The organism is Streptomyces sp. NPDC030296 (assembly GCF_055572815.1).
In genome coordinates this window covers 15,345-41,350 of record NZ_JBVICQ010000018.1, presented here as the reverse complement: position 1 = coordinate 41,350, position 26,006 = coordinate 15,345, and the positions used below count along the sequence as shown (strand labels likewise).

Genomic DNA, 26,006 nt, shown 5'->3' with positions numbered 1-26,006 from the left:
CGGGCATGAGGGTCAGCCGGGTGTTGTGCTCCCCGCGCCCGCGGGGATGGTCCCTACGCGGTCCCCGACACCGACGGGCGGCCCGAGTGCTCCCCGCGCCCGCGGGGATGGTCCCCCGCACCCTGTCCCCGACGAGATCAGTGGCTAGTGCTCCCCGCGCCCGCGGGGATGGTCCCCAGCAGGCCATCCCCATCGAGGGAGCGCGCGTGTGCTCCCCGCGCCCGCGGGGATGGTCCCGTCCGCCGGATCATCAGCCGCTGGAGGTAGATGTGCTCCCCGCGCCCGCGGGGATGGTCCCTACCCGGCAACGCTCAAGTCGCGGGCGGTGCAGTGCTCCCCGCGCCCGCGGGGATGGTCCCGCACGCTTCTACAGCAACACCGCTCAGCAGACGTGCTCCCCGCGCCCGCGGGGATGGTCCCACCGGCGCCAGGATGTACGCCACCTGCCACGGGTGCTCCCCGCGCCCGCGGGGATGGTCCCCCGGCCGTCAAGCACTCCGGGGCGAAGATCCCGTGCTCCCCGCGCCCGCGGGGATGGTCCCTGCCCGTACCGGCAGGCGGCCAGTCCCCGACCGTGCTCCCCGCGCCCGCGGGGATGGTCCCAATGCCGTGCGCGTCGTCCTCGGCGGCCTATCGTGCTCCCCGCGCCCGCGGGGATGGTCCCACGGCCTCCGGCCTCTCCGCGGACCTCCTCCGGTGCTCCCCGCGCCCGCGGGGATGGTCCTCAACATGATCACCGGGATCACCCAGCGCACAGGTGCTCCCCGCGCCCGCGGGGATGGTCCCTCGTCGCGTACCCAGGGTGACTCGGACTGGCCGTGCTCCCCGCGCCCGCGGGGATGGTCCCACGTCCCAGGGCTTGGCGGCCTGCGTGCCGTGGTGCTCCCCGCGCCCGCGGGGATGGTCCCGTATCGGGGTCGCCATGAAGGAAAAGCCGGTCGTGCTCCCCGCGCCCGCGGGGATGGTCCCGGGGCGACCGAGTCCCAGAACGGAGCCGACGCGTGCTCCCCGCGCCCGCGGGGATGGTCCCGCGCTCCGGATCGTCTGAGGGGAGACCTGCCGCGTGCTCCCCGCGCCCGCGGGGATGGTCCCTGGGACTTCACGTGGATCAAGGAAATGGGGAAGTGCTCCCCGCGCCCGCGGGGATGGTCCCCGCGACTCCCGCATGATCCGCCGCCTCAACAAGTGCTCCCCGCGCCCGCGGGGATGGTCCCCCGGCAACGATCCACCCGATGACGGGAGAGATGTGCTCCCCGCGCCCGCGGGGATGGTCCCATGCGTTGCCACCGCTCCACCGGCAGCGGCTCGTGCTCCCCGCGCCCGCGGGGATGGTCCCCGCACACCGTAAGACTCACCGCCGACCTGGACGTGCTCCCCGCGCCCGCGGGGATGGTCCCGCTTCCTTCATCGAGCCGGTGATCGTCTTCAGGTGCTCCCCGCGCCCGCGGGGATGGTCCCGCGAACGTCTCCCGCTGAACGAGGATTTCGTCGTGCTCCCCGCGCCCGCGGGGATGGTCCCCTCCCCAGGCCGGCGCGTCCCGCGGACCACGCCCCGAACTCGTACGCCGAGGGGTGCTCCCCGCGCCCGCGGGGATGGTCCCCGCGCAGCCCGGTACGTCCCAGGCGGGCCCTCGTGCTCCCCGAGCCCGCGGGGATGGTCCCCCGCTCACCGGCGGGTACGGCTCCTGGAACCTATGCTCCCCGCGCCCGCGGGGATGGTCCCTCCTTGAAGGCGTCCGCAATGATGTCGGTGTCGTGCTAGCACTTCACTGGGTGCTTCCCGCGCCTGCGGGGATCGGTGGCTTGGCTGTCGGCAGTGGTGCCGTAGGGGCCGCGAGGCTAGCGGCTGACCGCGTCGGCTCGCTCGTACGCCTGACACAGCCGAGGGCCACACCGACCTCGGCGTAGCCCTCGCGCGGTCACTGCTGGGCTTCCTCGGTCACCGCCCACGGAACCCCGAGTTCGGCCAGCGCCTGGTGTCCAGGAGCGGTCTTTCTGATCAGTGGTTGGTGCTCTGGCCTGCGTTGATCAGTTCGGGGGTGCGCCGATGGGCAGGGGAGCGCAGTGTGCCAGTAGCTGCAGTGATGGTGGGCGTTGTGCTGGAGCAGGGGCTTGGCCTGCGGCTTTGTCAGTTAGCTGATTGGGTGATCAGGTCGTGTCATCTGTGCTGCGCAAGGTTCAGGTTCAGTGGTCGTTCGTATGCGGCGGCGCTTGGACGAGCTGTCTGCTTGAACTGGACTGTGGCCAGGTGCTCGAGCTACTCGAGGCGGGCGAGCCGGTCCGGGACGGCGGTCCTGCGGGTGCACAGGCCGGTGTCGAACCTGAGCCGGTTGGGCCTGACCGGTTGTCCGGCGGCCTGAGAGCCGGCCGACGGCGTTCCGCGCGCTGTTGCCGGACATCACAGGTGCGGCGCGGTTCGGATACCGACGGCCACTTGCTGGGACCGGTGCCGTGCCACGCTCCTACCGATACCACCACGGTGTGAGCCTGCGAAGGTGTGCTCGGACGGCTGCGATGTAGGCAGTCTCCAGCGGCTGCAGCGCGCTGAGGTCGATCACGGTCGGCGGGATGTTCACGGCCGCGTCGCTCTCGATGGGCGGTGCTTCCCAGGCCGCATGCATGGCCGTCCCGGCCGTCTTGCGGAGTTCCTGGATGAGGTCCGCGTAGGCCTTGCCTACTGTTTCGGATTCGATCTTCGTCCAGGCGAGGTGGTAGGAGAGGTTGGCCTGGGTCTCCCGCAGCGTTTCTGACAGGCGCACTCGCTCTTCGGCCGGGGCATCAGATCGGCGGCGCCGGATGGCGTAGGGCATCTCCTTGTAGGCACTGTGAGCCGCGAAGGCCTCGGCGAAGGCGGTCCGCAGCCGGTCGAGTTCCTCCTCCCGGCTCTTTCGCCGTGCGAGCCAGATGTTGATGGTCGCGGTGAGCATGGCGGCGAGGAACGCCCCGGACACCACAGCCGGCAATACCGAGTTGGCATCGGCCGAGGAGGGAGCCGCGGGCGGCGTGGAAGGAACCACGGTGGCCGTCGACACGGACGTGACCGGTGAGGAAGGGGCCGAAGGAGCCGCGGTGTACACCACGGTGGCCGTCGCCATGGAGGGGGCGAGTGACGCAACTGCTGTCTGTACAGGCGCCATTACGACCTCCAAGCCGATTCCGGGCACGCGGCTCACGTGCCGTGGGGAGCCTCCTGGCCGGGCCACTCGCCCGTGCTGCGCCACCACTGCTCGCGCAGCAGATGGGCAACCACATGCCCGAGCAGGGCAGCCGGGCCGTCGTCGCGGATCCAGCGCTGCTCGGGCGCATCGTACGGGTACCACATACACAGAGCGCCATCGGCGTACCGGTGGGGCGAATCGGACGGTCCGTCGGTGTACACGCAGGGCACGTCGGGGGCTCCTGGGCCGAAGACGATCGAGATCGTCTGCTCGGTGACATCCGGGACGCGCAGCCGGACGGCCAGGGCGAAGCCGCCGCGGTATCGGCGCGGCGGCTTGATGACCCTGACCGGCTGGCCGCAGGAGGCCAGCCGGTGCTGGAAGGCGATGCGGGCCGCCGGCCTGGCATACCAGGCCGGCGCCCGCCACGCAGGGCGGCGCGTCACGCGTGATGCCCGTTGTCGCCGTAGGCCCGGGTGGGCCGTACGGCGGCCGCCGGCCCGCTCAGCCCCAGCGTCACCGTCGTGACGGGGGAGCGCTGCCGCAACGCCGCGATCTTGCCAGCGAAGCTGTCGGACGCCGGGGCGTCCAGGTACCGGTAGAACACCCGCGACAGTGCCGACAGCACCACGTCGCGGTCGTCGTCCGCGGCCAGCGCCTCGGCCACACTGTCCGCCGCGCCGCGCAGCCGACGGGCCGCAACCTCACGCCCCACCAGCAACTTCACGTTCGGTGAGACGCCGGCCGGGTCCTTGGTCGCCCCACCGGCCTCCACCCGGGCCGCGGCCTTGGACAGCACCGTGCTCAGCGCCTTCGCCATGCCCATCCCCGGCTCGACGAACTCCCACGCCCAGACCGTCAGGTTGTGGGAGGAGAAGCCCGGCTCGGAGTACTGCTTATTCCACGCCTTCAGCAGGCGCACCACACGCCGGCGCGTACGCCGCAGAGACGTCACCCCGCTGGTGAAGAGCTCGACGTGGCGCTCCGGGTCGGACGCCTCCCACCGGTCGGTCTCCAGGTTCGGGATCCACAGCCCGGCCCCCTCCTTGCGGGTGAGGGCCACGACGAGGTCCACGGTCGGGTCCTGGGCGTCGACCGGCTCACCGAACGTGATCTTCGGGCCGCGCTTGGAGGTGCCGCAGCGCGCCTTTGGATAGACCTTGCGCACCGCAGGACCGAGCAGCGCGCACAGCTCGCCGGTGATGTCGGCCGGTGTCTCGCCGCCCCCTTCCGGCCCGAGCTGCGGGTACACGCGCCGGTCGAGGACGACTCCGCCGTCGCCGTCGCCGACCGGGTGGATGAAGGTGTGCTGGGGCAGCGAACCACTGCGGTAGGTCCGCAGTGCGCCCGTGAAGCCGATGGCGCTCGAGCGAACCAGCTCCAGCCGCGTACGTGCCTCCGCCAGCGGCTGCGGATGGGCGTCGATCTGGCTGCGGATGTCGTTGAGGATGTCTTCGGTATGTCCCATGAGGGTTGTCCGTTCAGGTGAGGGCGACGAGCGCCGCGCATCGCCCGGGACATCCCCGGGCGGAGCCGTCACTCGGCGGCTCACCCTCCTCTGACGTCACACCGTCGAGATCGTCCGGGCGCCCGCACCCCCGGCTGCGGGGCGATGTCCGAACAGGTCAGGAACAGTCGCGGCAGACCGTGCTCGCGCCCTCGAACCGGGACGGTGCCAGCACCATGAAGCAGCGCCTGCAAGCACGGTCGCTCCGCCTCCTGGCGGTCGTGCAGCCGCAGTGCCCTTGCCCGCACCGGGGCTCGCCGCACTCCGCACACGCGGACTCGGTGATCTTGAACGAGTCCCCGCACGTCTCGCACTCCCACCAGGAACCGAACCGGGAGCTCCCGGTATTCGGGCGCGGCGCTGTGAAGGTCCTCCAGGCCACGCTGTCCTCGGCGAGCACCGCGATCAGATAGTCCTCGTCGCACCAGGCCGCCTGCCCGTACAGCAGATCGCTGCGCCCGCCGGACCGGTAGACCACGAACGTCTTGTCCCGTTCGACCGTGGCGCGGGCACCCAGAGCCGCGGCCAGGAGCGGTGTCGTGGACTGGTCGGAGCCCCGGGCGGGCGGAATCATGCCGTGAGGTGCGGCAAAGAGCACCTGGCCCGCCGCGTCGAACAGGACGACCACACCGCCGCCGGCCAGATACTGCGCCGCTCGCACGCAGCACGCCTCCCGCGATGCCTGGGACGTGCGGAACATGGCGACGACATCGTCGGCGGAGGGCCCCCGGCGGCGTACGTCCGCGGCGATCCGCTCATCCGGCACGAGGATGCGCGCGGCGAAGGCGTCGCACGCCGCTTCCTCGAAGGCTTCCGAGTCCTCCCAATCGAACAGGCGCTGCCCCAGCGCCGGGTCGGTCTGCTGGAGATGGTGGCCCAGCTCGTGCAGGCCGGTGAAGCCGCGGCGCCGAAGCGAGCGGGCCGCCCCGACCACCAGGGTCGGGGGATTCGTCTCCGACCGGTAGCTGCCGGCGACCGAACACCGGCCACCGTCGTCCGACGCGGCTTCCAAGGACACCCGGATGTCCGTCCAGCGGCCCAGCTCAGCCAGCGGATCCGCGCGCAGCGCCTCCAGGGTCCCGGGGTGCAGCCGCTCTAGGACCGAGATCATCGTCTCCGCCTGGCGCGGGGCCTCCTCGGTGAACCGGCGCCGGGTCACGGACTGCCCTTCGCGCCGGCCTCGTCGCCGAGGAACTGCCGCAGACGTGAGTCCCAATCGGCCGCCCCACCGCCTGTCTCGCGAGCTGCCAGTGCGAAGGTGCCGTAACCGCCTGAAAGCCGCGCCTGGGCTTCACTGACCCCCAGCCGCCGGGCACGGCGTACCCACACCGAGCGCCACCGCGGGTGCTCCACGGCATGGACAAGATCAGCAGGCAGGGGACGGACCGTACGGGCGATCTGTCCTGCGGGCAGCCCGGTCGCCGAGGCGACCGCGTCGATCTGGTCGGGCGGCAGCGGGATCTTGCCGCGAAGCAGCTTCATGACCTCCGGCTGCGGCATTTTCAAGGCGGAGCAGAGCGACTCCAAGTCCAGCCGGTCACCAAGCAGCGACGCCAGGTTCACGTCCGGCCGGCCGCTCTCTTGCACCGGCAGGGCGGGCGCCTGCTGCAGATACTCCAGATCATCGGTGAGGCCGGCTCGTACCTCAGCGTCCGGTTCCAAGGCGGAGCGGACCGACTGCCCCGCGCGTACTCCTGCCGCAGCCGGCGCCGGCTGGCCCTGGGTCCGGGCCGCGGTGCACCCCACGATGTCGTCGTCCCAGGCGTCCACCACGCGCTCCAGCACCCGCACCGGGACCCAAGAGACCAGCCCCGCCCAGACGGTGGCGTCGACGCCGAACGCAGTACGTGATCCGTCCACCACCACGCTGCTCTCGTCCTCACCCGGCGGGTCGATCGTGACGGGGACCGCGCTCACCTCACGCGCGGCCACGTCCAAGACCAGCACCAGCATGCTGACTTCCTCCCAGCGCGCCCGCCACACCTGACCGGTCTCAAGCTCCGCCTGCGCCGGATCACCGAAGCGCTCTCTCAGCCCTGCCTCCGACAGAGCACGCGGCCCACGCACCCGCTGGGCCAGATCCAGGAAACGCTGCGGTACCCCCAGGTCACTCATGGTGTCCTCCCGCATTCATCGACTGAGCAGGCCTCCACCATCGACTGACGTCATACCGGGCAGGGTGTCCGGCCTTGGCCGCACTCATCGTGTCTCCACCGCTTCGCTGCACAGCCGGATCACCTCCGACATCACGGAACGTACCCCGTCCCCGTCCCCGACGAGCTGCCGCAGCTTCTCCTTCAGGCGGGCCGCGTGGTGATACGCCTGGGACCGACCGCAGCCCACAAGCGTCTGAATCTCCCCCGGGCGGTCCAGACACGCGACCATGAGCCGCTCCAGGGGGCTGAGCATGGCCACGATCTCTGCCCCTACGGATGCAGCCCTGACCTCGTCATCGCGGGCAAGCACGATCTCCTCCGGGGAGGCGTGTGGATCAGCAGTGATCTGCGACCCCGCATCGTCCGGGAGTGAGACGACAACCGGATCCAGGGCCACGGGAAAACGAGAGGTGAACACCTCGACCAGGTGAGCAACCTCCATCGATCCGGCAGCATCGGACAGAACCGCATGGATCACAGCCTCGATCGACGCCCTGTCGGCGACGGGGGCGCGGCGCGTTTCACTGCTCCACTTGGGGATCTTGATGTTCGGCACCGCATACGCGGCCTCCACGAGCCGGTCAAAAGGGCCCGACCAGGGCTGCACCGTGGTGCCGGACAAGCGCCATCGACCGGCCCCGACCTCGCCCGCCGGCACTGTCTCGAAGGCGTCGCTGTCTGCCAGCACGCTTTCCAGCGAGCGCCCCAACGACACGACCGCAGTCTTGCGGGACTGGTCGATCAACCAGCGCCGGATCGACGTCCGCAGCAGCTTCCCGACACTGTCATCATCTGTGGCGAGAGCCAGGAGATTGGCGGTGACCGGCTTGAGTCGGTCTGCCAGGAACTCACCCAGCAGATCCTCCAGATCCGCCTCTTGCCAGCCAGCCGGCGGGGCCAGAACCGGCAGTCGCCGCGCTTCCTCCCGGATCAGCTTGTTGATCAGAGCAAGGCACGCGGGGCCCAAGTACTCAAGATCGTGCAGCTCGTCGAATACGGAAATAGCCGGTACCTCCCTTTGACGGGCAAAACCGTACGCCGGGGAGCTATGCCGGCACAGGAAGTTGCGCATTCTCCTCGGCGCTGTCCACCTCCCTGTCGTCCATGACGACGAGGAACGGGTGGCCCGCTTTTGCGCAGGGCTTCCTCGGCTTTGTGCTTGGCTGCGGATGCGCTCGTGCCGCCGCTGATGCGGTTGCTGACCTCTTGGATCAGCCCCTCCGAGTCCAGGCCGAAGAGCGTAGGGCCCTTACCCAGAGTACTGATGACCTTTTCGAATCCACGGTTTCGGTCTGGGCTCGTACCCGGTCCAGCAGGCTGAGCACATGCTGGGCGTACTGGCCATGTCCGATCAGGTCAGGCCCTTCCTCGTGGTCGAGGAAGGGCTCGTCATTGAAGAAGTGCGCGTCGACCACCTGCCCATTGTCGGGACAGGAAGGGAGCCGGATACGGGCGTTGGTGGTGTTCAGCCTGCGATGAGTCCGGTGGTGGTGAGGAGGTGCTGTTGGTCGGGGCGGAGGAGGGGCCAGTTACGTCGCTGTTTGTGGATCCAGCGGCGGGTTGCGGGGGTGTGGGGTTGGGTGCGGGCGTGGTGGTAGGCGTGTTGCCAGGTCATGCCCCAGGGCGGGTTCCACCAGGGGTCGATGGCGGTCAGGGCCTGGGCGGCGGGGGTGGGGCCTGCCTTCCTCGCGCGGTAGCGCTGTTTGTTGAGCCATCGGCCGAGGGGGAAGCCGTCCTGGGTGCTGTCGTGGGGGACGGCGAGGTGGCCGTGGGTCTGGGCCCAGCTTTGAGCGTGTTCGACGGCGGTGCGCCAGGGGTGCGCGCGCCGAGTGCGTGCGTGGGCGACGTCGGGAGTGATGCCGATCAGCGTCAGGAGGTGCTGCTGGTCGGGGCGGAGTTGGTGGTAGGTCAGGCAGGCGCGGGTGGTCCAGCTGCCGAGGACGGTGCTGGGAGAGGGGATCAGCGCGGCGGGGGCGAAGGGGCGGCCTGCTTCGACGTGGTGGCGGGCACGGTGGTAGTTGCGCTGCCAGTGCAGGTCCCACGGTGGGTTCCACCACGGGTCGATCGCTTCGAGATGGATCAGGTGGGGTGAGGGCGGCAGGCGGTCGCGGGCGCGTTGTTTGGCGCGGTTGCGCTGGCTGAACAGCCACATGCCCAGCGGGTATCCGTCATGGATGGTGTCGCGGGGGGCTGCGAGGTGGCCGTGTTCAGCTGCGTAGGTGCGGGCGTGCGTGAGGGCTGTCTCGAAGCCCGGCCTCAGGTCGGGTCGGTGCCCGAGACGGCTGCGGGGCTCGCGGGGACGCTTCGGTTCGGCGGCACGCCGTGCGCGCCGCGCACTGGTGGGGGTCGCAGGATCTGCAGCCCTTCTGGCTCGGCCGGTCTTGTCTTGCGCGTCCAGGCCCGAGGCGGGAGTGGGTTTTCTCGTGGCCGTTCGTGCGTGTTCCTGGGCGGTGTGGGCTGCCTCGGTGGTGATGCCGATGTCGGTGAGGAGTTGCCGCTGCTCGGGGTGGAGCTCGTCGTAGGCGGTGCACTGACGCCACAGCCAGTCGGCAGTTCCCTCGTCGAGGTCGTGGAAGCCGTTCTCCGGGCGCAGCGGGTGGCCTGACTGGAAGTGGTCGCGGGCGCGGTAGTAGCGGCGCTGCCATGTCAGGTGCCAGGGCGGGTTCCACCAGGGGTCGATGGCCGCGAGAGCCTGCGCCCGGGCGGCGGGCAGGGGCTGGCGGTCGGTGCGCCAGCGGTTGCGCTGGTTGGCCAGCCACTGCCCGAGCGGATAGCCGTCATGCAGGGTCGCTTGGGCGACGGCGGCGAGGTTGCCATGGACGTCGGCAAAGGCACGGGCGTGCGCCAGCCCTACCTGGAAGCGTTCTGCGCTGCTGCGCCGTCTGGGCCGGGCAGCGGCCGCCTCCTCGCGGTCGATACCGATCGCGGCCAGCAGACGCTGCTGTTCGGGGTGGAGAGTGGCGTAGCGGGTGCACTGCAGGTAGAGCCATTCGCCGAGGCTGTAGCTGGTGGTGGGGAAACCGCGGGCCGGCTTGAGCGGGCCGTGGGTCTGCTCGTGGGTGCAGGCCTGGTGCCAGGTGCGCTGCCACAGCGTGCTCCAAGGCGCGTTCCACCACGGATACAGCGCGGTGAGGGCGGCGGCTTGGTGGGCGGGCATGCGGGTGTGGCGTGCGCGTGTGTTGGCGAGCCACTGGCCCAGCGGATAGCCGGCGGGGGTGTCTTCTTTGGGCACGGCGAGGTGTCCGTGTGCCTGGTGGTAGGCGCGGGCGTGGGCGAGTCCTTGGTTGAAGGCGCGTTCGGCCTGGAGGCTGTGGCCGCGCAGCCGTTTGGCGGGCCTCGGCGCGGGCGGGGTGCCGTCAGGGGCCGGAGCGTGGGGGAGGAGGTCGCTCAGGGGACGGGGCCGGTGTGCCGAGTGCACCTCCCACAGTGCCTTGTGCGCGGCAGGGTCTGAGCCGCTCTGGACGCGTGCGCAGGAGTGGGCCCAGTTGAACAGCGGACCGTGGGTGACGGCGGCCAGGTGGTGGGCAAGCCACGGCCGCCCGACCTGGCCGGCGAGTTCGGCCAGCAACCGGGGTAACTCGCCCAGCCGGTGGGGGAGGTGGCCGCGTGTCTCGGTGACGGTGCGCTGCTGCAGGGGGCGGCTGGCCAGCAGGCGTGCCAGGGCGACGGTCTCGGGGTAGGTGGCCAGGTCGCGGGCGGCCGTCTTCCACCAGCCGGGATCGGTGCCGGCGGGCCGGGTGGCCTCGAGGCGGGCCGGCCAGATGCGTTCGTCGGCCGTCCAGGGCTCGTGCCACCAGGCTCCGGTGACGGCGCGCGCGACGTCGAAGGCCCGCCCGCCCTCCGGCGTACGCCGCAGCAGCCGGACATGCTGCCGGTGGGCCTGGAGGACCTCGGGGCAGGAAGCGAGGGGCACCAGCAGCCCGCCGGTTGAGGGCAGGAACATCAGCCAGTACCGGTGGCGGCCGCAGACGCGCTCCTGAGGTGCCAAGTACCGGCGAGCGGGCACGCGGCGTCCCGTCCGGGCGGCACAGCAGGCGGGGCAAGCAGGGCCCCACGGGGCAACGGCCTCCTCACCGCGGGTCAGCCGGCCGGCCGGACCGCCTGGGTAGTGTGCGTGCGGTTCTGCGCGTGTCCACGCCGGCAGCGCCCGTTCCAGCACCGCCGCTGGAACGCGGCTGAGGGCGCACACGCGCTCGCGGGCCTGGGCGTTGAGGTGGATCTCGCTGTCCGGGTGGAGCATCCCGGCGACATTTTGCCGGCCGTCGGTCTCGGTGATGGCAGCGAGCAGGTCGCGCAGGCCGAGGTGGTAGCGGGCGGCGAGCCGGTTCAGGAACGACAGCGTCAGCTCCCCGCGCAGCGGTGCCACGCGTCCGGCCGCCCCACCGGCCAGGGCCGTGACGAGGACGTCTGAGTCCGCCGTGCGTTCCCCGTCGCCGGCCCTGCCGCGGGATCTCGCACGCGGCGGATGCTGGTGTGCCATCTGAGCGCGCTTCAGGACCGCCGAGGGCGGGCCGGCCTGGCCTGCGTTTCGGCGGCTGCGTCGAGTTCGACCTCCGCGAGCAGCTGCTTGGTGATCCGCTCGGCGCCTTCGGTGAGAGCGATCAGAGCGGCTTCGCGGATGAGGTGGGAGAGACTGCCGATCCGCCCGCCGGTGCGGGCGTGGAGGTAGGCGGCGTGCTTGACCAGGGTTCCGGGCCGGTGCGCGCGCAGCCGCAGCAGATTCTCCATGGCCCCGACGAGGTCGTCCCAGACCGCCCGGTCCTGCCCGGTGGCGTACGCCAGCGGGCGGTGGCGGAAGATCTTGAAACGGCCGGCGATCTGAGCCCCGCGTACTCCGCTGAGCAGCGAGGAGGTCTCGATGTCGATGGCGGAGTAGACGAAGGTGGCAGGGATGCGTTCGCCGAGGTACTTGAGCTGGTCGGAGGTTTCCGCGCCGGCGCGCCGCTGGGTGTCCAGGAGGTGCACGTCGTCGACGAGGATCAGCTGGGTGCCCAGTTCGCACAGCAGGTCGCACACGGCGCCGGTGATCTGGGTCTGGTTGAGGCGGTCGGTGACGGGCATACCGAGGAACCGGGCGAACTCGCTGACGAGCATCTTCGGAGTGGCGGCCGGCGGCACGCTGATGAACAGCACCGGTCTTCTGCCGTCCTGGCCGGGGTGCTGGCGGGCGTCGGCCAGCTGGAAGGACCGCCCCAGCGCCATCATCGTGGTGGTCTTACCCGTCGTGGCCGGCCCGGAGATGATCAGACCGCGCCGGGCGCCGGCCTGCTGACGGCGGTTGACCAGCAGCAGCCGACGCACCGCGGTGAAGACGCTGTCCATGGCCGGGGTGCGCATGACGGCGAGTTCGGAGTGGTAGTCCTCCCGCTCCGTCTGCGACCAGGCGGGGTCCGCGGCGTCGCGTGCGGGCGCCGGAGCCCGGTGGACGAAGGCGTCCCAGCCCTGCCAGAGGGTCGGAGCGGCCAGAGGAGCGAACCCGGCGGCGTCGTTGGAGAAGGCGCTCACCATCGCAGTGATTCCTCAAAGGGGTCGTAGACCGTGATCGTGGAACCTCGCACCGGAGGCGCCTGGCCGTCTGCGCTCCCGGCCGCTGCCACGCCTCTGGCGGCGGCGGGCTCAAAGGGCTGGCATCCACCGCCCGTTGCGCCTGCTGTCTCTTCCTCTTCGTCTTCGAAGGCGTCCTCCCCGCCCTCGAGGACGCCGTCCCGGCCGCCACCGCCGGCTGAGGCCGGCGGCGACTGGCCGTACAGGATCCCCCACACCGCCCCGTCCTCGTTCGCGGCGGTGTGGGCGCGGGCCCGGGCGGCGACGACCTGGTCCCGGCGGCTGCGTGTCCGGCAGAGGCGCGTTCCAGGAGCTCGCGCAGGGCGAGGGCCAGGTCGTGTTCGTGGCCTGCACGGTCCGCGCGGCGGGCGACAGTGCTCCTGACGTGCTGCCAGGTGAAGTCGGTGAAGGGGGCGCTGACCAGGGTGTGGTGGATCCACGGCACCGCCTCCCACCTGTGCCCCCGCGGCTGGCCGGGGTCCGGCAGACGCACCCAGACCTGGCCGGGAGCATGCGGGTTGTAGTGGATCTCCCACAGGCCGTCCGCCGCCGGCGAGCGTTCGCCGCGGTAGGGGTTGAGGATCTTGTGGTCGTAGGTGCGGTAGCCGATGCGGATGCCGTAGTCGTTGATCTTCTGCCGTTTGACGGGCATCAGCTCGATGTAGTCCTCGCGCCCCAAGGGCACCGGCACGTACCCGCAGACGGCGACCAGTGCCGCCCACATCTCGTTCGGCGACAGAGCGCGGCGGGGCATCATCGGGTGCCGCAGGCCGTCGTGCTCCCGCTCCTGCCACCCGCAGATGATCCACTCCTGCAGCAGGTCGTCCAGCTGGGCGAGCGTCCATACCGCCTCGCCTTGCGCGTTCCGGCCGCGCTCGCCGGTGTGGGAACCCGTGTAGCCAGCCACGTGCTGGGCGAACAGCGTGTTGATCGAGGAGAACGTGCGCTCCACATGTCCTTTGGCCGGCCCGTTGCCCGGCGGCGCCGGCTGCAGGGAAATGCCCAGCGATCCGCAGGCGGCGATGAACGAGGACGAGACGAACACCTTGCCCTGGTCGACCACGACGGTCTGCGGGGTGATGACCGGCCGCGCCGCAGCCCCTCTCAGGCGGTCATCCACGCTCAGCAGCCGCTCGTAGGGGATCACCGAGCGTTGCATCGCCAGCGCCTCGGGCCAGGCAGGCCGCATCGGCGCGGGCACCATCATCTGCGCCAGCAGTTGCGCCGCGTCCACACTGCGGGTTCCCTTCGGGCGCAGCACGGCCGCGCAGATGCTGCGGGTCGCCACATCCAGCGCGATGGTCAGCTCGGGCCGCTCCACCACCCCGTCGTCGAGCACCACGAAGGCATCCAGCACGGTGCTGTCCATCATCACCAGCTCACCCGGCGCCATCACCGTCGTCGGGACGAACGGGGGAGCCGGGCGCGCCGTGCGCCAGCGGCGCTGCCGCGCGTTGCCCAGCAGGCGCCCGTCGGCCAGGGCGTGCACGAGCCGGTTGAACGTCGCCGTCGACGGCAGCGGCACCGCCCCGGGGCCGTGCCGCTCGGCCAGCAGCCGCTCGGTGTACACACGCAGCCGCCCCAGCGTCCCGCTGGAGCGTTCCTGCCCGGCCTCCAGCACCTCGAGCAGGGCGGCCACCACCCGTTCGTCCGCTCGCCCCAGCGCCGAACGGGGCCGGGCGGCCCGTTGATCCACCAGTCCCCACAGCCCGCCGTCGCGGTAGCGGGCCCGCATCCGCCGCACCGTCACCGCGCTGGTCGGCATACCCGCCGCCGACAGCTCCGCTGCCTTCGCCTCTTCCCGCTGCGCCAGCGTCCGCATCTCCGGGTCGTACTCAGCCCGCGCGGGGCCGGCCGCACCGGATCCGCCTGAGTGCCCCGTCTCTACCTCCCGCACGTGCCGCTCCCACGCCAACGCCCGCTCCCGCACTGGTGCGGGCAGCGACTCCAGCAGGCCCAGCGGCGGTACCCGGCGGACGGCGGGCGCGGCCACAACCTCGAACCCCGCGTCGGCGAACAACAGCGGCAGAAGCAGCGCCGCCATCTCGCCGTTCTCGGCGATCAGCCGCACCTGCCCGCCAGCGAGGGCCGCTACCGTCCAGGCCCGTCCCTCGAACCGCACCTGGGCCCCCACCTCCACCACCGGCCCGCCGGACCCCTGGCTCCGTGCCCCCATCACGCGGCCTGCGCCCACACCGGCATCCGCTCATGCATCGGAGCGCCCAGATCGGCGGACAGCTGCCCCGCCCACAGAGCATGGAACAGCGCGGGAAGGACCACCATCGGATCTCCGGTCCTGCGCACGCCCTCCCACAGCGGCGTACGGCGTGCGAACGACTCCCGCAATACCGCCGCCAGCTGCTGTCCTGCGCGGTACCGCGGATGCCGGTATCCGGCCAGCCAGGTCACGTTGCGCCGGTAGACCGGATCGACCGGCCCCAGCACCCAGTACCGCCAGCCCACCGCCGCACACACCTCACCGACCACCGCCGCGAGGGACTGCTGCCGCCCAGAAAGCTCCCCTGCGGCGGTGCAGTCCGCCAGGACCCCCTGGCCGTCGGCGAGTCGGAGCATCACCTGCGGGACATGCGTCCGCACGCCCCCCCCCGGCGCACGCCACCGCAGTTCCAGCGGCCGGCTGGACAGGCCTTGGACGCGCGGATCGCGGTCGAGGAGCATCAGATGCAGCCGCATCGCCCCAGACCCGTAGTGCACGAGCCCCCCGGTCGTCGCCGACCACCACCATCCCGGCGCCGTGCGCTTGCCCTTGCGCCTTGGAAACGGCCTCAGAGGCGGACACCGCTCGAAGGCCACTTCGGCGGCCGCCACCGACCACGGCGAACACTCCGTCGCCCCGCCCGCAGCCAGGAACCGTACGTCCACAGCCCCGACATCGGCCGGCCCGGCCCCTGCCGCATCCCCATCCACGCTCCGCACACAGAGCCAACGCCTTATCGGCTCATCCGGTTTATGGGCATAGCAAGCCAAAGCGGCATGCTGCCACTGCTGCTCCTCGGAGAGTTCAGACCAGTCGCGGTCCTGCCGCTGCATCCATCGGCCGAGGTCGTCGCCCTCGAAGAGCACTCCGGCTGGGTGTCGGGCAGGACGCCGTCGGGTCCGTCGGCGGTGAGCTGGGCTGGTTGCGCCCGCGGGCGGCCTGACGGGCCCGGGTGCGTGGAGTGGGACTGGCGCGAGCGCCGCGAGGTCCGGAGCTACGACGCGATGCTGGCGCCGCGTCCCATGTCCCGGCCGGATGGCTGACAGCCGGTTCCAGGATCGGTCCTGCCGGACGCGGTGCGCAGGTCCAAGGTCACCGTGATGGTGCCCGGACGGGTAGTCCTCTGGTGGTGTGTTCGCCGGCCGCTGGGGCCGGCCGCGCCGAGGGGGAGGTTCGGATGGCCGATGAACAGGACGTGTTGCTCCAGTTCTGGCTGGAACAGCGCGCTCAGGCCCGCCAGACGGAGAACCAGCGGGCCACCATGACCAACATTGTGCTGATTGTGACGTCGGCGTCCGTCGGCCTCGTCGTCCAGCAGGGCGTCACGGACCGTTCGACCTTCGCGGTGTCGCTGGGACTGACCTTGCTGGGGCTGTACGGAACTGTGGCGAGCATGAAGTACCGCGAGCGCTACGGACTGCACTTGCACAAGGCAGAACTCATACGCCGCCGATTCGACGCCCTGTACCCCGGCATCGGACTGGAAGCCGACAACCAGGCCGCACGCGACAGCCACATCAGCAAGCACCCCTGGCTGCACCGGGTCCGCCTGCACTACATCTGGACGGCGCTCCACCTGGGCATCGCCGTGACGGGGGCCGCCCTGACAGCGGTCATCGCCCTCTCACCGGCCCGCTGACCTGCCGTGCCCGCGCCCACCGTGACCGCCAGCCGGACCGCTGCGTGCGAATGCCGCCCGGTCACCCGCCACGGGATCGTGAAGTCGGAGAAATCGGCGACGGTGAAGGCGATGCGCCATGCCGATCCGGGAAGGGGTTGTCTTGCTGGCAGCGAAAGTTACCCTCTGAACGCTCAGTCGGTACAGCGAAAATTACCGAATTGCTGTAAACAACGCTGCGCTCGCATGTAATAATTGCTGTATGGATCGTGCTGACGCGCTGAGAAGGCTGGGGGAGAGGGCCTCCGACCAGTGGGGGCTGGTAACCGCTGCCCAAGCGAAGCTGGACGGTGTGCACGGTGTGGATCTGCTGCGGCTGGAGCGAGCCGGCCTGCTGGAGAACGTCGGCCGGGGGGTGTACCTGCTCGCTGCCGCGGCCCCGCCGGAACACCTGGAGACCAAGGTTGCCTGGCTGCGGCTGGATCCAAGGACCCCGGCTTGGCAGCGCAAGGCGGGGGACAAGCGCTCCGGTGTGGTCTCGCATGCCTCCGCCTGTGAGCTGCACGGTCTGGGGGATCTTCCCACCGACAGGGTGGAGCTCACCGTTCCGGTGCGGCGTACCACCCGTGACGAGGGCGTCGCCCTGCATCTGCTGGCGCTGGAGGCCGAGGACATCACGGTGGTGGACGGGCTGCCGGTCACCACCGTGGAGCGGACCATCACCGACCTGCTGCGCTCCCGGTCCGACGGTGCCCATGTCGGCACCGTCATCGCCGATGCCGATCTTCGGGGTGTCGTGGCGCTTGAGCGCCTGGCCGCGCGCGTTGCCCCCTATGCACGCGCCTACGGTCTGCCGGCCGGGGCGTCGGGCGAGGACCTGCTGCGCGCCCTGTGCGACCAGGCCGGGCGCACCCTGCGCAGCCGGGAGACCGAGCAGGCCGCCGCCGCGGGTTTCGCCTCGGCCGTCACGGCGCTCGAAACCCTGGCATCCCACCCGGGCATGCTGGACCAGCTGGCCAGGAGGACGAGCAGACAGTCGGCGGCACTGTCGGCACTGTCCTCGCTCAGAGCCGTCACCGGGCAGAACGCGCTGTCCGCCCTGGCGTCGCGGCCGAACCGGCTGCAGGCACTCAAAGACGCGGCCGCGCGCGAAGCGCACATGCGTGCCGCACTGACGAGGCCCCTCGCGCTGGAGCAGCTGATGAAGAACGCAGCCGTCCGTCACAGCGCCCTCGGCTCACTCGCCGGCAGGGCGGACACGGTGCGGGAAGTCCTTGCCAACTCCGACACCGCGCTGAAGTCCCTGCGCCTGCTGGCCGACCAACCGATGCAGGCGGAGACGGACGAAAGCGGCTGACAAACACGCTGCCAGGCGCTGGGCCTGCCCACCTCGACGATACCCACCTTGGAGCTTGATGAGCAGCGGCTATGCCACCCCGGGGGCGCTCGATACTGCGCTGAAGACCTACGCCAAGCGCCAGGCCAAGAAGGCCAACGACGCCGGTGCTCTGCGGCGTGCCTTCTTCTTCCAGCGGCTCGCTGCCCGGGTGTTCGTCGCGGACCCGTCCGGCTGGATGATCAAGGGCGGCCAGGCGCTGCTGCTGCGCTACTCGACCGACGCACGTCTGAGCAAGGACATCGACATTCAGTGTGCCGACAGCAGCGTCGGCATTGACGAAGCGGTGCAGGCGCTGCGGGAGGCGGCTGCCCTGGACCTGAACGACCACCTCACGTTCGTCCCCACCCGTCTGGAACCGCACGGTGACGAGATCGGCGGGGCGCGCCAGAGCTTCGACGTGCGCCTGGGCATCCGCAAGTCTGACAGCATCCACGTCGACCTCGTGGTCGGCAGAGCCCCCACCGGTGTCCCTGAGGTCACCCGCCTCGAACCTGCTGTCCCGATGCCGTGGCCCGTGGACTGGCCCGACATCCGGCTGTATCCCGTGGTCGACCACATGGCCGACAAGATCTGTGCCATGTACGAGTGGCGGGGCACCGTCGCCTCCAGCCGGTTCCGTGACTTGGCGGACCTGCTGCTGATCAGCCAGCGGGAGACGGTCGACGCTGCCCAGGCCCAGCACGCGCTGCGCACCGAGGCTGCCCGGCGCGCAGTCGGCGGCGCCCAGCTCCGGCTGCCTCAGGCCTTCGAGATGCCGCACGAGTCCTGGAGAAGGGGCTATCCACGAGCGGCTGTTGATGTGACGGGCCTGGACGGGTGCGACACCTGGGAAGCCGCAGCCACCGCCGCGGATGCTTTCCTCACCCCTCTGCTGGGTGCCGACGCCACCGGCAGCTGGGACCCGGCTGCCCGCCGGTGGCAGAACGCCGGCTGAGCTCCCGCTCCGTGCGGCGTGGTGCAGACGCTTCGCCTGCACCGACCTGCGAAGCCGTCACCGCAGCAGCGTGCCTCAGCACCAGTGGCCGATGCCGCCGCTTACTGTCCGGACGCAGCGGAACGTATCGGATCTGCCCGAATCCCGTGAAAAAAACCACTCTGGCTGGGCACGAGAGCGCAGCAGGCGGGCAGTCTTCTGTCACGCATGTCGGGGCTGGTCCACCGTGATAAGCCCCCTGCGTCTGCTGCTCTGGGTTGCTTGGTTGGGAGTATTTCGCAGTGTCCGGCAAGACTGCTGGGAGCCGCCAGCAGAGCTGGTGCTCCCTGCGAGGAGGGCTGGCCAGGCCAGCGCCTTGGGATGCCTCACCAGTGGCCTTGCAGGTTCGCTCTGTGGCGGTGGCCGTGCACGCAGGCTGCGGGTGGCCGCGGTCGGTTGTTGGCGTCAGAGCACGTCGCCTGTACCGGGACGAAGACCACAGGATGCTTCGGCAGAGCTTCTGGCGGTCGCGAGATGTGCCGGGCTTCCGCAGTAACATCCAGCTGCTGTTCACGCCGCGGTGGCTAATGCGGCACGGAAGGAAGCCGGCTGCGGTGGTCTGCAAGCAGGGCAGCGCCCGAGCACAGACGTGCAGCAGGCCTGGCAGACAGGTGCCAGGCCTCTGATTGCGGTGCTGTGTGTACCGTCTGCGCCGTTATGAGCGGCGGGCTGGTTGGCGGGAGAGCGGGCCGGTGCCGGCAGAGCTGGTGCTTCGAGAGGGATACCTGGCGCAGGCTGCTGGCTGCTTTCCCGCGGCTCTGCGGGCCTGTTCCGTGAGCAGTACGGGCCTCGCCGCTTGGTGGCACTGTCCACCGCCGCGGGCGGATCGGCGTTGCGGGCGCCTGCTGGCCTGGGTGCATTGCGTCCGGTCTGGGGCGCAGGGCCGTCACCACGGCTGGGCTTGGGTTATCCGGTAGGGCCCCATGTACGCACGTGAGTTGCCTGGCAGGTGCCTGCCGCAGCCGGTGAGGACCTGGGAGCAATCCGGCAGGCGGCCCTGTAGAGCGGCCCGCTATACAGGCCAAGCGTTCGCCAGGGTGCGTTGACGCCGGTCGGCGCTTGCGGATGACAGGCGGCGAGGCAGGCTCTTGGCGGCTGCCGCAGCTGGCCTGTGTGGTGCAGCAAACTGGGCATCACGCACGGAAGCGGGCTGACCAAGGGCGCTCTGTGCGGACCCCCTGGGTCAGGACCGGCTGTGCAGGTTCGGGCCGGTCAGGCGGGCATTCAGGCTTGGCCGTCGACTGCGATAGTGCCGCGTCCTGCCTGTCCTCGGGCTATGCGCACCGGTTGTTGGCGGGCGGCAGTTGTCCGGTCTGGCAAGGCGGCGCGGTGGAGGCTGCCCTTTTGCAGGGCAGCCCGGAAGCCGTTCAGCAGGATGCTCTCAGTGGCGGTCAAGGCCTGCGGGGGCGCTGGCGTGGACCGCTGCCGGGGTGCAGTTGCGCGGGCCAGCTGCGGCGCTGCCGTCCAGGTCCTGACCAGCCGGGGACTGAAGCCGGCCGGCGTGTGGAGCGGGAGAGTGCGGCTACTGCCGGTGGACGCGATACGGCAAAAGCGGCGCAGACCACGGGAATCAGTGCGAACAGGAGCAGTGGTGTTGGTGGTGCCACGTGCGCCATCGTTCCTCCCTTGCTGCGCTCAGCCGCCGGCGTTACCGGTCGGATCACTGCTGCTCTAACGGTTGTTTCTACGTCGGGGCGGCACGCAAGCAGGCCTGCGCACCGCGACCGTGGCCAGGGCAATGGCCAGGTGGACGGGCGCCTGTCCGGGTCAAAGTAAGGCGCCTCAGGGGCGGACCTTGCGGAGGTGGCCACCTCTGCCGGTCCGTGGCCAACAGAGTCCCTGACCGACCCCTACTAAAGCAAGCGCAGGCGGCCCATCCGATCCGCGCCGAACGGGCTGAAAAAAAACCGGGCGCAAAAACTCGTCGACCTGCGATTTTCTGTTTTTTCCAGGTTCGTTGTTCCGTGAAAAAATCCACGCTCTGACACTCCGCGTAAAGGGGCTCTATTTAAGAGAGGAGATGTAGCGATGGGCGGTGCACGGTGAGAGGAGAAAAGGCCGTCCAGGGGGCGGCGGGTGGCGGAGTTAAACTGCACCACTTTCCTTATGCGCTGCTTACTTGCCCCCTTTCGGTCGCGTCGAACGCTGCTTTACTGCGGGTCAATAAAGTGGGCCGAAATGTGGAACCGTCGCTTCCGTGCGTCGCTCTGACCTGCGTGTATGGTGCAGTCAAATGGGTGCCTGTGTGCCCTCCCCGGCCTCCGCCGACCGGGCGATCACGGGAAAAGCTTTGGCCATCAATTGGCAAGGTCATCGGGGTTTCGAAGATCAACTTAAGCGTTATTGCATAGCTCCTCGATCAGGAACTTGTCGAGTTATAGGAGGCCGTGCGATTCTGCCTTCGGGTACGGGAGGGCAAACCCGTGCCCGAAAGGAAAACGGACGGGATCGTCCGGGTCACACACAAAGTAGGCGTCTCAGGGGAAGGGATCCCATGAAGGTCAACTGGAACGGTAACCAGCCCGTTTCGGCCGCCGGCGCGGGCTGCGTCATCGACGCACCCGCGCACGCGGGCTACGGCTTCAGCCGTATCCGTAGCACCATGCCCACGGGCATCATCACCAAGATCGGCATCACGCTCAGCTCCGCGGCCCTCGCCGGCCTGTCCACCCTCGGGCTGATCCAGCACGGGTACCCGGAGTACACGGCCATGGCCGTCACGGTGGCCGCCGGCAAGGTCGGCGCCGCCACGATCACCGCCCTGGTCCTCGCCGACCGCCGTAAGAAGCGGAAGGACAAGCAGCTCACCGAGCAGCTCCCGGCGGCCGAGCCCCAGCGCCGCGTCCCCCCGTCCGCCCCGGCCCAGGCCGACGAGCAGCCCGGCGGGGCGAACTGAGACGTGTCCAAGAGGGGAGGCGCACACCATGCGCCTCCCCTTTCGGGCACCCGGTTCAAGGGAGGATGACCATGGCACGACCCAGGCGCGAGAACGCCACCCCTACCGACAAGCTCGGCCGCCTCGCCTGGCAGCTCGACCAGCTCAGGCCCAGCGACGTCAGGCTCACGGACCTCTCCAGGATCACCGGCCTGTCCCCGGCGACGCTCTCCCGCGTCACCAACGGCAAGACGTGCCCCCCATGGGCGACGACGGTGCAGTACCTCACCGCCTTCGGTGAGGACCCCAACGAATGGCGCCCGCAGTGGGAGATGTGCGCCACCGAGCGCCAGCGCCGCGCGGCCGGCCTTCCCGCCGACCCCGCCCAGCGCGCCGCCTACCGGCGCATGATGCCCAAGTCCGTCCTCAGCCTGGAGGACTGCGCGATCGGTCTGCGTGACCTGCGGATGTGGAGGGGCGACCCCTCCTACGACCTGATGGTCCACCGCGCCGCGAAGGCCCACCAGCCCGTCGCGCGGACCACGATCTCCGACGTCCTCACCGCCAAGATCCTGCCGACCGAGAACGCGCTCAAGGGCATCCTCGCCGGTCTCGAGATGCACCCCGGCGACCCCGAGTACCACGAATGGCTCGAGGCCCGCCTCGTCCTCAAGGCCACCGAGATGCGCCAGAAGATCGCGGCCAAGGCCCTGCAGAACGCCAACAGCAGGCGCATCCGCCGCACCCGCTCGATGCGCACCATCGTACGGCGGGAGGACTGATCCCCACCCATCCGCGGGCCTTGAGGGCCCCGGCCGCATCCAGCGGCCGGGGCCCTCAAAGCATCCTGGGGCTACGGCTTTGTGGACCAAGCGGCGCGTTGAAGGAGCCACCCGTCAGCCCGCCGGGCCGCGGCACCGGGGCGTCAAGCCCATTCGATGCCGAGCTCCCGGAGCGCCGCCCGCTGCTCTTGAGTGAGCTTGTCCCGCCGCTGCTTCTGGTTGGCACACCAGACGCCCAAGGCGAATTCGGCCTCCTGGCCGTCGTCAGTGATCGTCTCCCGGTGCGACCTTCTCACCGTGGAACGACCCTCACGGGCGACGTACTGGGCCAGGGCTGCCAGACCGCGTTGGAAGGCCGACGTCGGCCCACGGCTTGTGGCCGCCGGGCTCGGAACGGCGGCCGTGATACCCAGCTCGGACAGCCTGCGCCGCTGCTCCTCGGAGAGTTCCGCCCAGTCGCGGGACTGCCGTCGGAGCCATCTCCCGAGATCGTCGCCTTCGAAGAGCACACCGGGGGCGATGTGCGCGAGCCGGCCGTCGGGTTCGTCGGCGGCGAGGTCACGGAGTACGGCGTAGTGGCGTTGCCAGTCCAGTGACCAGGGGCAGTTCCAGTCGAGGTCGATCGCGGTCAGCTGGGCCGCCCGTACCGCGGCGCGGGCGGGGTTCTTGCCGAGGCCGTCTTTGCGGCGGAGGTTGGCCATGTGCTCCCCGACCGGTACCAGTTCACTGTCGGCGTTGCCCCATACGGCGTCGCGTCTGGGGGCGAGGTGGCCGTGCGCCCGCCTGTAGGAGCGCAGTACGGCGAGTTTGGTCTCCCAGGCTTCTTCGCCGGGTTCCCACACCATCCCGGCTTCGTCGAGGAGTTCCTTGCGGTGGTCGTCGAGTTCACCGGCGCGGTGGGTGCGCCGTTGCTGGTGGACCCAGCGTCCCAGGGGGAACGCCTTGGTGGCTCCGGCTTCGGTCTCGGTGTCGTACGGGACGGCGTACAGCCCGGTGATCTCGTTCTGCTGGCGCCAGCGCAGCAGGGCTTGATAGCCCTCCAGCCAGACCAGGGACTCGGGCCGGTAGACGCGGGTGCGCAGGAAAGCGGCGATCGTCGCTGCGTCCCTCGGGGTGGAGAAGTGCAGCAGCGCTGACTCCACCGGGCCCTCGGTCTCGTCTTGCCCGCCCTCGCCTTCGGCCGTGGTGCCGATGATGCGCCCGTCCTCGTCCCGCTTCACGTGCACGTGCCGCTGCCCGCTGCTCCGCGCCCGGCTGGCGAGCTGCTCGACGAGGCGTTCCGAATGCGAGCGCAGGCCCTGGAGGACGGCTACCAGGGGTGCGAACGAGGCGGAAGCGACCATGTCGGTCGGGTCCTCGCCGGGCTGGAGGAAGACGGGCACGATGATCCTGGCGGTCTTGGCCGTGCCGTCGGGGTTCGGGCGCAGGGCGCGGCCGATGTTCTGCACGATCTCCACCTGGGAGCCGCGGGTGTCGGCGAAGCACACCGCCTCCACGCCCCGCTCGCCGACGATGTCGACGCCTTCGCCGAGCACCCGGACGGAGGCGAGGAAGGCCCGGTGTACGCGTCGGCCGGCGGCGTCGATGCCGTTGGCGAACTGCCGCAGGATTTTTCGTCGTTCGGCGACGAGGTGGTCACCGCACAGCCATGCCGACCAGACGCGGTCCGGGGGGACGTGGCGGCTGGCATCCAGCTCGTAGAACTTCGCGTCGATCGACGACCTAGGCAGGGCGTCCGCACCGGCCAGGGCCTCCTCGGAGACCTTGGCCGCGTACAGCTCAGCCGCCGTCTGCGGCATCTTCTCCGCGAACGCCATCGCCTCCTCCACCCGCTGGTGGAAGGTCATGACCGTACGCAGGTTCAGCGCGGCGGCGTGCTCCAGGAGCGCCGTCTGCAGCAGCGCCAGCCGTCGGCCCCGCTGCGCCTCCTCGGACTCTCCGAGGACGGGGGAGGGGTCGCGGATCTCCAGCACGTCGATCTCGAACCCGGCGAGGATGCCGCGCTCGATCGCCTCGGACAGTCCGAGTTCGTAGATCCACTCGCCGTACGGGCCGTCCGGGTCGGACGCCATGGTGGCGATCTCCAGCTCCTGCCCGTCCCGGCCGCGCTGCGGGCGCGGCGGGGCGAGGATGCGGGGGGTGGCGGTGAGGTAGAGCCGGAAGTCCGCCGGGATGCGGGTGTTGTCGTGGACAGCCGCCCACGGCCGCCCGAGATCACCGGCGGTTGAGTGGGCTTCGTCGACGACGGCGAGGTCGAACGGGGCCATCGACTGTCCGTACAGCCGCTCCCCGCCCGCCAGAGCTGCCTCCAGCGGCCCGCGCACCTTCGCCCGGCCCGTCACATCCTCGGGATCCTCCCGGTCCACGAGCGAGGCGTACGTCGCGAAGACCACTGCCGGCCCCTTGCCCGCCCACAGCGCCAGCTGGATCGCGTTCGTGCTGGTCCGCACACCGAGCCGCTCCAGGACGTCGTCCTTCTCCAGCGAGCACACCGCGATCATCGGCCCCGTGTGGCCCACCCTGCGCCACGCCTGGGCGGTCTGCACGAGCAGGTCGAGGGTGGGGACCATGACGAGGATCCGCCCGCCACGGAAGCACTCCAGCGCGGCCCACGCGGCCGTGATCGTCTTTCCGGAGCCGGTCGCGGAGACCACCGTTCCACGCAACCCCTGGGCGGGCGCGGACGACCGTAGGGGGAAGCCCGCCCACTTGCGGATCCGCGAGACGGCCTCCGCCTGGTGTTCCCGCAGGCTGATCATCACGCGCCTCCCGCCTGGCCGACGGGCTCCGGGCCGTCCTGCGGCGTCGGCTTCTCGGCCAGCGGCTGCTGGAGCGGCAGGGTCTGCTGTCTGCGGCGCCGGCGCAGTTCACGCTGCGCCTGGGCGCGGGCGCACTCGCGGGTGCAGTACTTGATGCCGCTGGTGCGGTTCTGCCCGTACTCGGCGCGGCCGCGCTGGCGTACGAAGCTGCGACGGCAGGTCTCGTTCGCGCATTCGCGGATCGTGGCGTCTTCGGCGAGGTGGTTGTACAGCTGGAGGAAGACGACCGAGAGGATGCTGGGGTAGCGGTCCGTCAGGCTGCCGATGCCGATACTGAAAGGCCTGAGTGCGGCGTTCAGTTCATCCACCAGGCCGCTGATCCTCATTCCGAGGACGATCTCCCGCATATGGTCCAGGTCGCGCGGCCACACCTTGTCCCCGTCCGTGTTGTCGGACTGCCACTGGGCCAGTTGTTCCTCGGAGACCTCGGCTTCGACGAGCGCGTCGAGGCCGCCCTCTCGCCGCAGGGCCACCCAGGTGGTGATCGCCGCCTGAGCCTGCGTCACGTAGAGGGCGGCCAGTTCGCCGTGCAGGGAGAACGGCCCGCAGACCGGGTGTTCGCGCTCGGTGAGTTCCCTGAGCCGCTCGTACTCCTCTTCGCCCCAGCCACCGGTCGTGATGCTGCCGCCCAGCGATCCGTAGGCGCGCATCACGCCGGCCACGGCGTCGAGATCCGCAGGGTCGAGTTCCATGAATTCACGCAGGTAGAAGTCCTCCGGCAGCGCAACGGCCTCTCCCTCGGATCGCAGATGGGGCTCCCAGACGATCCATTCGCCGTCGGCCCGCGCCCCGCGCACGGGCCTCAACTCCGGTGCGGGCACAGGAGTTCCCGGCCAGAGCGTGGGACGAAAGCGTGGGTCAACGTATGCCGCCATGAGGGGCATCGTAGCCACCGGATGGGTAGTACGAATAGTGAACACTTCGTATTACGAATGTGGGTTGCTGGACTTACTCGAG

General features: G+C 70.3%; 17 protein-coding genes and 1 CRISPR repeat array (1 of these 18 only partly in view). Of the genes, 5 read left to right on the top strand and 12 right to left on the bottom strand.

Features of this window, described 5'->3' with window-relative positions; all coding sequences use genetic code 11:
• Positions 1-1,723: a CRISPR direct-repeat array (repeat unit 29 nt; unit sequence GTGCTCCCCGCGCCCGCGGGGATGGTCCC) (it extends 829 nt beyond the left edge of the window).
• Between the two features lie 739 nt (positions 1,724-2,462).
• The 10 genes from ACZ4Z3_RS36755 to ACZ4Z3_RS36710 all read right to left on the bottom strand — a co-directional run bounded on the left by ACZ4Z3_RS36755 (position 2,463) and on the right by ACZ4Z3_RS36710 (position 15,179).
• Positions 2,463-3,032 carry a hypothetical protein gene (locus ACZ4Z3_RS36755; protein ID WP_468505124.1) on the bottom strand — a complete coding sequence of 190 codons (570 nt, stop codon included), beginning with the start codon at positions 3,030-3,032 and terminating at the stop codon, positions 2,463-2,465.
• 137 nt (positions 3,033-3,169) lie between these two features.
• Positions 3,170-3,604 (bottom strand): type II CBASS E2 protein, encoded by a 435-nt coding sequence (locus ACZ4Z3_RS36750; RefSeq protein ID WP_468505123.1) that lies wholly within the window; start codon positions 3,602-3,604, stop codon positions 3,170-3,172.
• Positions 3,601-4,626, bottom strand: a complete 1,026-nt coding sequence (locus tag ACZ4Z3_RS36745; protein WP_468505122.1) for a hypothetical protein — start codon at positions 4,624-4,626, stop codon at positions 3,601-3,603. Before ACZ4Z3_RS36745 ends, ACZ4Z3_RS36750 begins: the two co-directional genes overlap by 4 nt.
• Positions 4,627-4,783: 157 nt before the next feature.
• Positions 4,784-5,824: an ImmA/IrrE family metallo-endopeptidase gene (locus ACZ4Z3_RS36740; RefSeq protein WP_468505121.1), complete on the bottom strand. Its 1,041-nt coding sequence runs from the start codon at positions 5,822-5,824 to the stop codon at positions 4,784-4,786.
• Entirely contained in the window at positions 5,821-6,780 is a 960-nt protein-coding gene (locus ACZ4Z3_RS36735) for a hypothetical protein (protein WP_468505120.1), read from the bottom strand. The genes ACZ4Z3_RS36740 and ACZ4Z3_RS36735 overlap by 4 nt, the downstream gene beginning before the upstream one ends.
• Positions 6,781-6,864: 84 nt before the next feature.
• Positions 6,865-7,893 (bottom strand): hypothetical protein, encoded by a 1,029-nt coding sequence (locus ACZ4Z3_RS36730; protein ID WP_468505119.1) that lies wholly within the window; start codon positions 7,891-7,893, stop codon positions 6,865-6,867.
• Positions 7,894-8,286: 393 nt separating this feature from the next.
• Positions 8,287-11,301, bottom strand: coding sequence for a Helicase associated domain protein (locus ACZ4Z3_RS36725; protein WP_468505118.1), 3,015 nt, complete (start codon positions 11,299-11,301; stop codon positions 8,287-8,289).
• An 11-nt stretch (positions 11,302-11,312) separates the two neighbouring features.
• A complete protein-coding gene (locus ACZ4Z3_RS36720) occupies positions 11,313-12,143 on the bottom strand; it encodes a TniB family NTP-binding protein (RefSeq protein WP_468505198.1) in 831 nt (276 codons plus the stop codon).
• The gene (locus ACZ4Z3_RS36715; RefSeq protein ID WP_468505117.1) at positions 12,037-14,541 is read right to left on the bottom strand and encodes a Mu transposase C-terminal domain-containing protein; all 2,505 of its coding nucleotides are present in this window, start codon (positions 14,539-14,541) and stop codon (positions 12,037-12,039) included. Before ACZ4Z3_RS36715 ends, ACZ4Z3_RS36720 begins: the two co-directional genes overlap by 107 nt.
• Positions 14,541-15,179 carry a TnsA-like heteromeric transposase endonuclease subunit gene (locus tag ACZ4Z3_RS36710; RefSeq protein WP_468505197.1) on the bottom strand — a complete coding sequence of 213 codons (639 nt, stop codon included), beginning with the start codon at positions 15,177-15,179 and terminating at the stop codon, positions 14,541-14,543. The genes ACZ4Z3_RS36715 and ACZ4Z3_RS36710 overlap by 1 nt, the downstream gene beginning before the upstream one ends.
• A 581-nt stretch (positions 15,180-15,760) precedes the next feature.
• Between ACZ4Z3_RS36710 and ACZ4Z3_RS36705 the strand changes: the two genes are divergently transcribed.
• The 5 genes from ACZ4Z3_RS36705 (at position 15,761) to ACZ4Z3_RS36685 (ending at position 22,230) form a co-directional block, all read left to right on the top strand.
• Positions 15,761-16,222, top strand: a complete 462-nt coding sequence (locus ACZ4Z3_RS36705) for a hypothetical protein (RefSeq protein WP_468505116.1) — start codon at positions 15,761-15,763, stop codon at positions 16,220-16,222.
• 241 nt (positions 16,223-16,463) lie between these two features.
• The gene (locus ACZ4Z3_RS36700) at positions 16,464-17,558 is read left to right on the top strand and encodes a type IV toxin-antitoxin system AbiEi family antitoxin domain-containing protein (protein ID WP_468505115.1); all 1,095 of its coding nucleotides are present in this window, start codon (positions 16,464-16,466) and stop codon (positions 17,556-17,558) included.
• Positions 17,559-17,616: 58 nt separating this feature from the next.
• Positions 17,617-18,534, top strand: coding sequence for a nucleotidyl transferase AbiEii/AbiGii toxin family protein (locus tag ACZ4Z3_RS36695; protein WP_468505114.1), 918 nt, complete (start codon positions 17,617-17,619; stop codon positions 18,532-18,534).
• 2,533 nt (positions 18,535-21,067) lie between these two features.
• A complete protein-coding gene (locus ACZ4Z3_RS36690; protein WP_468505113.1) occupies positions 21,068-21,469 on the top strand; it encodes a hypothetical protein in 402 nt (133 codons plus the stop codon).
• A gap of 71 nt (positions 21,470-21,540) precedes the next feature.
• Positions 21,541-22,230 (top strand): helix-turn-helix domain-containing protein, encoded by a 690-nt coding sequence (locus ACZ4Z3_RS36685; protein ID WP_468505112.1) that lies wholly within the window; start codon positions 21,541-21,543, stop codon positions 22,228-22,230.
• 143 nt (positions 22,231-22,373) lie between these two features.
• Here ACZ4Z3_RS36685 and ACZ4Z3_RS36680 read toward each other — a convergent pair whose 3' ends face one another.
• Positions 22,374-24,989 (bottom strand): helicase associated domain-containing protein, encoded by a 2,616-nt coding sequence (locus ACZ4Z3_RS36680; protein ID WP_468505111.1) that lies wholly within the window; start codon positions 24,987-24,989, stop codon positions 22,374-22,376.
• Complete coding sequence (locus tag ACZ4Z3_RS36675) at positions 24,989-25,924, bottom strand: hypothetical protein (RefSeq protein WP_468505110.1); 936 nt, start codon at positions 25,922-25,924, stop codon at positions 24,989-24,991. Before ACZ4Z3_RS36675 ends, ACZ4Z3_RS36680 begins: the two co-directional genes overlap by 1 nt.
• Between the last annotated feature and the right edge of the window lie 82 nt (positions 25,925-26,006).

What these genes read in the sequence shown, in the direction of transcription:
- ACZ4Z3_RS36725 (WP_468505118.1), bottom strand. Translation starts at nt 11,301, where the DNA reads ATGGCACACCAGCATCCGCCGCGTGCGAGATCCCGCGGCAGGGCCGGC.
- ACZ4Z3_RS36735 (WP_468505120.1), bottom strand. Translation starts at nt 6,780, where the DNA reads ATGAGTGACCTGGGGGTACCGCAGCGTTTCCTGGATCTGGCCCAGCGG.
- ACZ4Z3_RS36700 (WP_468505115.1), top strand. Translation starts at nt 16,464, where the DNA reads ATGGATCGTGCTGACGCGCTGAGAAGGCTGGGGGAGAGGGCCTCCGAC.
- ACZ4Z3_RS36690 (WP_468505113.1), top strand. Translation starts at nt 21,068, where the DNA reads ATGAAGGTCAACTGGAACGGTAACCAGCCCGTTTCGGCCGCCGGCGCG.
- ACZ4Z3_RS36745 (WP_468505122.1), bottom strand. Translation starts at nt 4,626, where the DNA reads ATGGGACATACCGAAGACATCCTCAACGACATCCGCAGCCAGATCGAC.
- ACZ4Z3_RS36695 (WP_468505114.1), top strand. Translation starts at nt 17,617, where the DNA reads ATGAGCAGCGGCTATGCCACCCCGGGGGCGCTCGATACTGCGCTGAAG.
- ACZ4Z3_RS36720 (WP_468505198.1), bottom strand. Translation starts at nt 12,143, where the DNA reads ATGGACAGCGTCTTCACCGCGGTGCGTCGGCTGCTGCTGGTCAACCGC.
- ACZ4Z3_RS36685 (WP_468505112.1), top strand. Translation starts at nt 21,541, where the DNA reads ATGGCACGACCCAGGCGCGAGAACGCCACCCCTACCGACAAGCTCGGC.
- ACZ4Z3_RS36715 (WP_468505117.1), bottom strand. Translation starts at nt 14,541, where the DNA reads ATGGGGGCACGGAGCCAGGGGTCCGGCGGGCCGGTGGTGGAGGTGGGG.
- ACZ4Z3_RS36705 (WP_468505116.1), top strand. Translation starts at nt 15,761, where the DNA reads ATGGCCGATGAACAGGACGTGTTGCTCCAGTTCTGGCTGGAACAGCGC.
- ACZ4Z3_RS36730 (WP_468505119.1), bottom strand. Translation starts at nt 7,893, where the DNA reads ATGCGCAACTTCCTGTGCCGGCATAGCTCCCCGGCGTACGGTTTTGCC.
- ACZ4Z3_RS36675 (WP_468505110.1), bottom strand. Translation starts at nt 25,924, where the DNA reads ATGGCGGCATACGTTGACCCACGCTTTCGTCCCACGCTCTGGCCGGGA.
- ACZ4Z3_RS36680 (WP_468505111.1), bottom strand. Translation starts at nt 24,989, where the DNA reads ATGATCAGCCTGCGGGAACACCAGGCGGAGGCCGTCTCGCGGATCCGC.